The following is a 9,558-nucleotide window of genomic DNA, read 5'->3' on the forward strand; positions in this document are numbered from 1 at the left end:
GGCAGCCGGACGACCCTCTCTCAACCCGTCCGGAGGCACCCTCTCCCGGCCCTTCTCGCGCTCTGGGGGCTTGAAATGGACCATTCTATGGACCATCTTGCGCAGGATAGCGGAGAACTTCTGGAGTGATGTGCGATGAGGGTTTCTGTCACTGATGCGAAAGCGCAGCTCACCGAGCTGGTGAAACGCGCCGAGGCCGGCGACGAGGTGATCCTGACCCGACGGGGCCATGAGGTCGCCCGCCTCGTGCCGGTTGCCATGGCGACGACCCCGAAAGGCCGGCGCGCGTTGATGGAGCGGGTCCGGGCCACGGCGCGGGGCAAGGCACTGCCCGGTGTCAATGCCGCGCGCAGTCAGGACTTCCTCTATGGTGATGACGGGATGCCGGCGTGATCGTCGTCGACACCTCGGCACTGATGGCGATCGTGCTGGACGAGCCCCAGGCCGAAACCTGCATGGCGGCGATCGAGGCGGCGGACGGGTTGCTGATCTCGGCCGGAACCGTGGCCGAGGCGCTGATCGTGGCCGGGCGCCGCAATGTCGGGGAAGAGATTGCCGCCCTGATCGAGGGCCTTGGATTCGAGGTCGTCTCCGTCACGGAGGCTTCGGCACGCAGGATCTCCGAAGCCTATGCCCGCTGGGGCAAGGGCGTTCATCCCGCCGCTCTCAACTACGGCGACTGCTTCGCCTATGAGGTCGCGAGCGAGCGCGGCTGCCCGTTGCTCTTCGTCGGCGACGACTTCTCACGGACGGACCTGCGGTCGGTTCTGTGAGGCAGCGCAGAAGGGTTTCAGCCGAAGCGCTTTCCATCAACTGTGAAGCTGTATTCGTTGGCAACGATGGCCTCATCGACCGCCTCATCCAAAGTCAGGTAGTCGTATTCGCGCTCAAGCTGGCGATAAAGCCAACGGGCGAGATCGCGCAATGCCTCGATGACGGTCTCCTCGGCATCGGGGGTCATGTCCTGCCAGGTCGGGCTGTCGCGGGTGACCGAGATCGCCATGCAGTATTCGTGATAGTATCGCCCCCGATGGGTCGCCTCGGCGGTCAACTGGTAGAAGTTGCGGCGTTGCGCCTGGTGCAGGGCATCCGCGATGCGGTGCAGCTCCACATCCTTCGGCGCATAGGTACGGATTTCCGCCGCCGTGCCTTTGCGATAGGAATAGTGGCCTTCGAACGCGGCGCCATCGCCCTGCGACCAGAAGCCCGTAAACCAGATGCAAGGCTCTTGTCGCACGCCGCCGCCCATGAGGCGGACGGTGCGGCTCTTGATGCGGATGCCGAGGATGTCCGCGATCCGCCGGAAATCCTCATAGACGGCATCGTACCAATCGTATTCGAAGCCGCCCTCGCGATACCAGGCGCGGGCATTGTCTTTCGCGGCTTCGGAAAGCTCGTCGAGCCGATAGACCGTGGTTTCGATGACGTCAGGCATTGGGGTCGCCCCCGTCCAGAACGGTGGAAAGCCAACCGTCGGTGTAGATCCAGTCCACGGTCTCGCCGGTGGCGAGGTCGAGGACATGCGCGCCGCCCCCGAACCCGTCGATTCTCGGACGTGAGCAGGTATTGGCGTATTGCATCCCCCATAGCCCGGTCAGGCCGAACGCGGCGGCACAGCGTTTGACGAACTGGATAACATGCTCGGGATCGCCGGTGCCGTCATCGCGCATCCAGAGCTGGGTGCCGCCATGTTCGGGCTGGATCGAAAGCATGAAGGCGTCCGAGGACGGATCTTCGCCGGCGTTTTCACGCGCCAGCGCGTTGTAGAGATCAAGCGCGCGGGCGGCGTTCTCGGGGCTGCCCACGTCGAGCAGGCAGGAGAAATGAGTGAAGTAGTCGGCCATGACAGGCTCCTGAAACGAGAAAGCCCGGCGCGGGGCCGGGCCGAATGGGTGGGAATGGGCAACAGGTCAGGCGGCTTGTGGCAGCCGAACCAGATCGGCAGTCGTCTCGCGCCAGAAGGGATCGACCAGCCGCGCCTCGAGCAGGTTGGCGCGGTGGCGGAGATCACGAGCGGATACTGCATCGCCGCGCTCGGATGCCGTGAAGGCCATGCCCCGCAGACGGCTGGCCTCCGTGACGATGCGGCGGGCCTCGGCGTCGGACGCGGCCAGGTGCTGCCAGAGCACGATCCCGGCCCGGACCTCACCGGCAAGGACAAGACCCAGTTCTTTGTCCTGAATGACCATGACGCGGGGGCGAAAGCGCAGCGCATCGCCCTGTCCAACGCGGAAATCACCGCGCCCAACGCGCTGGCTGGCGATGGTCATCGCCTCTTCGGGGGATTGGCACTGCCCGATGACGAGGGTGCGGTCGAAGCCGCCGACGTCATCGCTTTCGTCGTAGCTGGCGATACCGATGCAGGAGATGCACGAAGGCAGCTTCTGGGCGTGACGCAGCCGGGGCAGGATCTGTCGCGCGACAATTTCGCCGATCGGGGCGAAAGTGGTGTGGTAGGGAAGGTTCATGGGGAATGCTCCGCAACGGACGGCGGAAGCCTCTCTCCCGCCTCACAACCCGTCACGGCCAACCGGCCCGCACTCTTACTCTCCCGTGCCGATGGAGGATCATCGTGGCCGGGAAACTTCGAGACCTATAGTGCAATGCGGATCGACGTCCGCCTCGATCCGCTGCGTCCGCCCCATCCAGGGCGCCGGGTGGATTGCCCGCGCCCAATCGGCGAAGGACGGGATATGGCCCAGATCCTCGCGGACATGCTGCTCCCCGACCCATCGGGTCGGGATCACCCTGCCGGTGGACAGGGTGATCGTTACCCCGAAAATGGTCTCGGCCATGAAGATGCCCTCGGCATGGTGGCGAAGCGCGCGATGACGAAAATCAGCGAGGATTTCCTTGCTGGCATCGAACCAGCTATGGATGGGCAGGTAATCATCGACCGTGCCGCCCCATTTCTTCACCGACGAGAGCGCATGATGATAGGGATGTGCCATTTCCGCCCCTCAGAACTCGTGACTGTAGAATTCGGTGGCGGTGTAGCGCTCGTTGTAGTCGAGCGTGATGGTGCGCGCCGCCACATCGAAGCTGAACTCGCCATAGGCGCCATCATTGTTCTCCCAGCCGCCATGGGTTTCCGAGAGGAAGTCATAGGCGAGCTGTTCGATGGCCGCCTCAACGCCCATTGAGGTTGCGGTCACCTTGTCGGTTCCCCATGCCACCGTGGCAATGGTGATCTCGCCCTGCGGCAGGTCCACGGTCCGGTCGTCCGATTGTGCGGTGATGTCCTCGATCTGGCCGCTGTCGCCAGAACCGTCGAAGGTGACGGTCACGAGAGTGATGCCTGCGGCGGCCAGCGCATCGAACAGCGCCGTCTTGTTGTCGGGACGGACCGCTTCAGCGCGACGGTTGCGCTCATCGCGCTCGGTGAAGAAGCGCGCGACGCTGGCGGCCATGTCGAATTCCGGCGTGGCTGGTTTGTCGGTATCGGTCATTGGATGATCCTCCAGGAGAGCGGGATGATATGGCCCGGCATCACTCTCCTCTTCTTCCGCCGGGCTCGCCCCGATCCCGGCCCAACTTTCCCTCTTCCTTGCCGAGGCAGGCCTCGGCGTCGCCGCTGGCGATGGGCAATCGGCGCAGGACTGAAGGCCCGGATGCGGAATCCGGGCCACCTGGCGGAGGCGCTTTCGCGCCTCAGCCGAAGGGATCGAGTTCGAGCTTCACCATCTCTTCGTCGCCGTCGAACTCGTCGGCGGGCATGGCGCCGTGGGTGCCGTCCCCGGCCTGAAACACGACGATCACGACCATCAGCGTGGTGGCGAGGCTGGCGGCGAACGCGGTGGCATCTGCGTAGGACATTGGTTCCGGCTCCTGTCTTTGGAGGCGGGGGACCATCCCCCGCGCGACAGGCGCCCGAAGTGTCTGACCGGGTCTGCAATCACCCTCGGGCGTTCGGATTCTTTCCGAATCCCCGAGGGCGGCACGCGCGCGTAAGCCGACCCCACCGGGGTTGAATGCAAAGAGACGGCCGGACCAAGGTTAGCGAATGGAAGCGGGGGATGGTGCTTTGCGTCGAGCAGGTGCCGGAAACCCGTCGCAGATGCTTTGCTGCGCCAGCCTCGTTGCCGGCGGATATTCAGGGTGTGTTTCAGGCCGGGGACGGCACCTGTTGCCCCCGCAACTCCAAGGAGATGGCGCAATGGTGAAGCTCGAACTCGATCCATCGCTGCACGGGCAGCGATACCTGATAGCCCCGTGTGCAAGGCGCGGCTTTCAGGGCCTCAGTCAGTCCCAGAACCCATCGGCGATTTCGCGGGCGATCATGGCGCGGGCCTTCATCATCACATCGTCGCCGGAGGTGTCGATATGACCAAAAAAGCGCGTCCGGGCGCCATGGGCCGTCCAGTCGGCATAGCGGCAGTATTCACGGGCATCGAGCCGAAAGGCGCGCATGTCCTCGGCCCAATGCGGCTTGGGTTCCACGACGACGGTGACGCCGCCGCGGGATTCCTCCCAGGGAAGCGAGCGCTCCGAGGGCGGGTTGCGGCGGTCATCGGCGAAGATTTCATCGACCGTCATCATGATGCGCGCCCATCTTCGGCCTTCTCGACAAAGCCGGCAGGATCGTCAGGGTCCGGCGGCAGATAGGCGTCATAGGGGTTGCCGTCTGCGAGATGGCCGAACGGCGTGAAGACGTAATCGCCCCCGTCGCGGCCGACCGCGCACAGGACATAGCGGGTCTCGCGGGTCGAGGCGTCGAGGCATTCCATAAGGGCGAGATTGCCGTCATCGGCAGCACGAAGCAGAGTGTCGAAGTTCGTTCGAACGGGATTGGGAATGGCCATTGTAGTCTCCTGAAACGAAGAAGGCCCGCCGTCACGGGACAGCGGGCCGGATGAACGGGATCGGCGAACGTCACGCGGCAGCTCGGCCCTCGACGGCATCGGCGCCTGCCTCGTCGGCGGTGATCTCATCGAGACGGGCGCGGCTACACCCTTTCCTCGCCAGCCAGAGTTCGGCCGCTTCGCGGTTCTCGGCGAGGTGCAGCAATTCGACGTTCTCTCCGACATCCTGCACAACGCGGACCTGACCGATCTTCGGGCGTTCGACAACCCGGAAGCTCAGATCGCTGTCGATGCCGTAGCTGCGCATGATGGTGATGAGGATGATGCCGCCTTCGCCGAAATCACCCTCATGCAGGGTGAAGGACGGCGGGGTCGTGTAGGTCGGGCGCTCGCGGCCCGGTTCCTTGCGCACGAGGCGACCGGCCCCGTTGCGGGATTTCCACGCGGCGAGCTTCTTGGTGAAACGTGCGGGCGGTTTCGGCTGGCCGTCGCTATAGGCCACGAGCGAGCCGAGAGGCGCAATGTCGAAAATGAGGGAAGCGGACATGATCTTGCTCCTGAAACGAAAGCGGCCCGGCGCGGTGCCGGGCCTTGAGATGGAAGGGATGGAATGCAGGGCGACGGAGGCCGCCCCGCTGATGCGCGTCACTCGGCGGCGACGAGGGCCTCCGGATCGTCGGCGGCCTCGGCCGTGTCCTCATGGCCACCGGCGAGGAAGTCGGGCAGCGCCACGCCGTCCTCGTCCTGATCGGTCGCACCATCCACGGCCTGCGCCTCGATGGCGGGGCGCAGCGGTTCCGGCAGCCAGCCGGTATCGGCCAGGAGCCGTTCGGCCTCCTTCGCCATGTCGCCCTTCTTGAGATGCGCGATGAGATCGGCCGCGCGATCGCCGGCGCCCTCGCGCACCGCCTCGATGATGCGGGTCTTGGTCACGCGACCCAGGTAGTTCTCGACCGTGGGCCTCCAGCCTGCCTCGACGAGATCGAGGCCGGTGGCCTGTGCCAGCCGTTCGGCCTCGGCCATGCGGCGGTCGAGACCGTGCTGCGAGATGCCATTCCCCGAATAGGGGTTGGGCCGCTCGTAAAGCGCGTTGACCCCGAAACTGACGCAATGGGCGAGCAGCGCCAGGCGGCTGGCATCGTCGAGACCGTCGATCCAATCCCAGAGCCGTTCGTCATCGCCAGCGGGGATGTCGCCCCGCCAGGCGTCCGCGCGCTCGTCGATCATCTTCGCGGCGGCGCTGTCAGCGAGCCCGGTCGCATCCGTGGGAAGATAGATGTGACGCACGGCGGCATAGAGGCTGGTTCCCGAGGTGGCGGTGCGCTCGAAAGTATCGAGAACCAGCTTGTGCAGCAGCGCCGTCATGGCGACGCGCGGATTCTCGGCAAGCGCATTGCGCAGCGCCAGCGTCCGCCAGGCGGTCAGGTCCGTCACCAGCCGCTCGGGCAGTGGCTTGACGGCATCGTCCTCCTCTTCATCGCCGTCCGGGACCGGCTCGCCGCCGACGGTGATGACCGCGCGCTGCACGGCATCAGGATCGGATGGGTCGGCACCTTCGCCGGCATCCTCGCCATCGACGGTCTCGGGTTCTTCGTCCTCGGGGCGGACATAACCGCTGCTGACGATCAACTCGCCCTCGCGGCCGATGCTGACGAAAACACCGGCACGGGCGATGTCTTCCGGCGCAAAGATGACGGGCCGGTTCTCGAAGGCGTCCAGCTCGGCTTCGATCTCCCCGAGCCGCTGATCGACCTCATCGGGCAGGTCCTCGGCTTCTGCATACTGCGCTTCGAGGTCGTCATACTCGTCGCGCAGCGCCTCTCGGGCGGCGCGCTCCTCGTCGGTCAGTTCCTGGGTCACGCCGACCAGCCTGCGCAGGCCGTTGGTGTGGCCATAGGGAACTTCGACCGCCGCGTCGATCCACTTCCAGCCCTGACCGGCGATTTCGTCGGCGATGGCGCGCAGCTTTTCGTCAACCAAGCGGTCCAAGAGCGTGACGTCCTGCAACCAGCCGCCGTTCTCGTCGGAGAAGAGATCGCGCAGCACCGGGCCACCCGCCGCCTCATAGGCCTCAATGCCGACGAAGAGTACGCGCTTGTCGGCGGCCGGAACCGTGGTCTCGGTCAGCAGGCTGCGGATGTGCCAGGGCTCTTTCTGCCACGACGTGCTGATCCGCTCCCAGACCTGCTGCTGGCGTTCGTGATCGGGGTTGACGGTGAAAGCTTCCAGCATCGCCAGCGTCATCTCGCTTTTCGCGTAGGCGTCATGCAGGGACGGCGCGACCGTCGCGAGGCGAAGGCGCTGCATGATGTAGCGCGGCGTGGTGCGCCATGCGTCGGCGATTTCCTCCTTCGACATACCCATGTCGAACATCCGCTTGAACGCCTTGAACTGGTCGAGCGGATGCAAGGCGAGGCGCAGCAGGTTCTCGGCCAGCGAGTCATCAACGGCCGAGGTCTTGGCATCGGCTTTCTTGACGATGCAGGGGATGAGGCCATCGGCCGGGAAGCGACCTGCCTCGACGAGACGGGCGATGGACCTGTAGCGACGGCCACCAGCCGGGGTTTCGAAATCGCCGGTCTCATTGCCGTCCTCGTCGAGGATGGCGCGGACATTGAGACCCTGCACGAGATCCTCGCGCCGGTCGATGTCATGGGTAAGTTCATCGAGGCCCGCCTCGACGTCGGTCTCGCGGACATTGCTGTCCGACAGCCTGATGCGGTTGAAGGGAATGTCGCGCGCCCGCGAAAAGACGATCATCGGGGCGACGGTCTTCTTTCTGGCAGCTTTGGCCATGGTGGTTTCTCCGCGACGGGCGGCCGGGAGCCTCTCTCTCGACCTCCAACCCGTCACGAAGCGAAGCGCCGCCCTCTTCCTCTGAAGAGCGCGACGCCAGGCCACAAAGCCGATACCCAGAAATCAGGAACCCCGGCTTTCCGTATCTGCGGATGTGCGGGCGAATGCCGCACCGGCGCGGTAGAGGGCATGCTCGGCCGCGCGGATGCTGCCGGTCTCGCGCGCGGTCTCGGCCCAGACCGAGATCGGAAAATCTCCGGTAAAGAGCAGATCCCGCTCGATTCCCATGCCGAAAGGCAACCGGATCAAGCGCAATTCTTCCAGGCTCCACGAGCCGAGTTCGGGGCAGCCGATATCGGCAAGACCGAACATGATGTCACCGCCCTCATCCAGTTCGGTGGCGAGCCAGACGCCTGCACCGAAGGGGTTGAAGAATTTCACGACGGGGATGTGGTCCACATCGCGCTGGCGATCATTGGCCAGAAGCCGGTCGCGTTGCGTTCCGGTCAGGAGGATCATGCCGCGACCCTCCCTTCGGTCGATGCCGCATCCGGTTCCCCGGCATCTTCGGCTGGCAGATGCGACAGCAGCCAGTCAGCCGCTTTGCTGGCCTGCGAGGCAGCACGGACGATGGCGCGGTTGTCCTCGCGCAGCACCTCCAGCCAGGAGCCGATGTAATCGGCATGGCGCACGGTCGGCACGATCCCGAGCGTGGCGCAGCAGAAGGCGGCGTTCATCTCGGCCACTAGCTCCTCGAAGGCGTATTTCTTCGTGCCGAAGCTGCCCGAGAAATCCCGCCCCAGGCGCGAGGCATGGCCGGTGGCGTGCCCCATCTCGTGCAGCGCCGTCCGGTGCCAGTTGATCGGCTCGAAATAGGCTTGCGGCGGCGGGACCATCACGAAGTCCTGTGATGGGACGTAGAAGGCACGATCCCCGCCGATGCGGAAGTCGATGCCGGTGGCCCGGATCAACGCCTCCACCCGAGGCTCGATCATGCCGGGCGGCGGGGGCGGTGCCTCCACCGCGATCTCCTCGGGCAGGCCCTCGCATTGCGCGGCATTGAAAACGGTGAAACGCTTCAGGAACGGGATGCGTCCCGGCTCCTCGCCGGTCTCGCGGGCGCGGCGCTTCTCGTCTTCCGGCGTGAAGCGGTCGGCAAAGACGACGGTGGTGCCACGCTCGCCCTTCATGACATTGCCGCCGAGCGCCGCCGCCTGGCGATAGGTGAGCCAGTGCTGGGAAGGGTAGCCGTGCTGGACCACGGCGCCCCAGAGGATCAGGATGTTGATCCCGGAATATTGCCGCGAGGTCGCGGCATTTCGCGGCATGGCAAGCGGCGCTTTCGCTGCCGATGTCCCCCATGGCTGAACCCAGGGAAGCCGCCCTGCCTCCAGTTCGGCGATAATCTTGCCGGTAATGTCATCGTAAAGATTGCTGCGCGCGCCATCGGCAGCGCGATCCTGTCTGGCCATCGGGATGATCTCCGCGACGGGCGCCGGAGACCTCTTCTCCAGCCCTCAACCCGTCACGGCAAACCCAGTCCGCACTCTTACTCTCTGGGGGCGTTGCGGAGGTCTCCCCGCTGAAGGGGGTGCGTCGGCAACGGGTAATCCTCCCCGTTTTAACGGGGCGCGACCGTAGAACTCACGCGGCCATTTTCAGCTTCATGGCGGGTGTGACGCCGCCGATGCCCATGTTCGGGCGTTCGTTGTTGTAGGTCCATAGCCATTCGGTGGCGATCTGCTGCACCTCCTCGATGGTTTCAAAGATGTAGAGGTCGAGCCATTCGTGCCGGACCGTCCGGTTGTAGCGCTCGACATAGGCGTTCTGCTGCGGCTTTCCGGGCTGGATGTAGGTCAGGGCGATGCCCTGCTTCTCGGCCCAGATTGTCAGCGTGGCACTGACGTATTCCGGGCCGTTATCGACCCGGATCGCCAGCGGTTTGCCGCGCCATTCAATG

Annotated in this window: 15 protein-coding genes; 2 read left to right on the forward strand and 13 right to left on the reverse strand. The window is 65.1% G+C overall.

The window, feature by feature from the left end; all coding sequences use genetic code 11:
• Positions 1 to 135 precede the first annotated feature (135 nt).
• The gene (locus BLW83_RS14290; RefSeq protein WP_058898903.1) at positions 136 to 393 is read left to right on the forward strand and encodes a type II toxin-antitoxin system Phd/YefM family antitoxin; all 258 of its coding nucleotides are present in this window, start codon (positions 136 to 138) and stop codon (positions 391 to 393) included.
• The gene (locus BLW83_RS14295; RefSeq protein WP_090848908.1) at positions 390 to 773 is read left to right on the forward strand and encodes a type II toxin-antitoxin system VapC family toxin; all 384 of its coding nucleotides are present in this window, start codon (positions 390 to 392) and stop codon (positions 771 to 773) included. The genes BLW83_RS14290 and BLW83_RS14295 overlap by 4 nt, the downstream gene beginning before the upstream one ends.
• A gap of 17 nt (positions 774 to 790) precedes the next feature.
• Here BLW83_RS14295 and BLW83_RS14300 read toward each other — a convergent pair whose 3' ends face one another.
• The 13 genes from BLW83_RS14300 to BLW83_RS14360 form a co-directional block, all read right to left on the reverse strand.
• On the reverse strand, positions 791 to 1,435 hold the full coding sequence (locus BLW83_RS14300; protein WP_090848909.1) for an antitoxin of toxin-antitoxin stability system: 645 nt from the start codon (positions 1,433 to 1,435) through the stop codon (positions 791 to 793).
• A complete protein-coding gene (locus tag BLW83_RS14305; RefSeq protein WP_090848910.1) occupies positions 1,428 to 1,844 on the reverse strand; it encodes a hypothetical protein in 417 nt (138 codons plus the stop codon). Before BLW83_RS14305 ends, BLW83_RS14300 begins: the two co-directional genes overlap by 8 nt.
• A 66-nt stretch (positions 1,845 to 1,910) precedes the next feature.
• Complete coding sequence (locus BLW83_RS14310; protein WP_090848911.1) at positions 1,911 to 2,468, reverse strand: hypothetical protein; 558 nt, start codon at positions 2,466 to 2,468, stop codon at positions 1,911 to 1,913.
• 99 nt (positions 2,469 to 2,567) lie between these two features.
• Positions 2,568 to 2,951, reverse strand: coding sequence for a DUF6915 family protein (locus BLW83_RS14315; RefSeq protein ID WP_090848912.1), 384 nt, complete (start codon positions 2,949 to 2,951; stop codon positions 2,568 to 2,570).
• 9 nt (positions 2,952 to 2,960) lie between these two features.
• Positions 2,961 to 3,449: a DUF6878 family protein gene (locus BLW83_RS14320; protein ID WP_090848913.1), complete on the reverse strand. Its 489-nt coding sequence runs from the start codon at positions 3,447 to 3,449 to the stop codon at positions 2,961 to 2,963.
• Between the two features lie 202 nt (positions 3,450 to 3,651).
• A complete protein-coding gene (locus BLW83_RS14325) occupies positions 3,652 to 3,816 on the reverse strand; it encodes a hypothetical protein (RefSeq protein ID WP_166507195.1) in 165 nt (54 codons plus the stop codon).
• A gap of 426 nt (positions 3,817 to 4,242) precedes the next feature.
• Positions 4,243 to 4,539, reverse strand: a complete 297-nt coding sequence (locus tag BLW83_RS14330) for a hypothetical protein (RefSeq protein ID WP_090848914.1) — start codon at positions 4,537 to 4,539, stop codon at positions 4,243 to 4,245.
• Positions 4,536 to 4,802 (reverse strand): DUF6117 family protein, encoded by a 267-nt coding sequence (locus BLW83_RS14335; RefSeq protein WP_090848915.1) that lies wholly within the window; start codon positions 4,800 to 4,802, stop codon positions 4,536 to 4,538. Before BLW83_RS14335 ends, BLW83_RS14330 begins: the two co-directional genes overlap by 4 nt.
• 70 nt (positions 4,803 to 4,872) lie before the next feature.
• Complete coding sequence (locus tag BLW83_RS14340) at positions 4,873 to 5,349, reverse strand: hypothetical protein (protein ID WP_090848916.1); 477 nt, start codon at positions 5,347 to 5,349, stop codon at positions 4,873 to 4,875.
• 98 nt (positions 5,350 to 5,447) lie between these two features.
• Positions 5,448 to 7,598 (reverse strand): ParB/RepB/Spo0J family partition protein, encoded by a 2,151-nt coding sequence (locus BLW83_RS14345; RefSeq protein WP_090848917.1) that lies wholly within the window; start codon positions 7,596 to 7,598, stop codon positions 5,448 to 5,450.
• Between the two features lie 123 nt (positions 7,599 to 7,721).
• Positions 7,722 to 8,117 carry a DUF2958 domain-containing protein gene (locus BLW83_RS14350; RefSeq protein WP_090848918.1) on the reverse strand — a complete coding sequence of 132 codons (396 nt, stop codon included), beginning with the start codon at positions 8,115 to 8,117 and terminating at the stop codon, positions 7,722 to 7,724.
• A complete protein-coding gene (locus BLW83_RS14355) occupies positions 8,114 to 9,070 on the reverse strand; it encodes an ArdC family protein (RefSeq protein WP_090848920.1) in 957 nt (318 codons plus the stop codon). Before BLW83_RS14355 ends, BLW83_RS14350 begins: the two co-directional genes overlap by 4 nt.
• 172 nt (positions 9,071 to 9,242) lie before the next feature.
• Positions 9,243 to 9,558: integrase core domain-containing protein (locus tag BLW83_RS14360; RefSeq protein WP_143042858.1), on the reverse strand; the 316-nt coding region annotated here is incomplete at its 5' end.

This window comes from Paracoccus alkenifer (assembly GCF_900108405.1).
GTDB classification, from domain to species: Bacteria; Pseudomonadota; Alphaproteobacteria; order Rhodobacterales; family Rhodobacteraceae; genus Paracoccus; species Paracoccus alkenifer.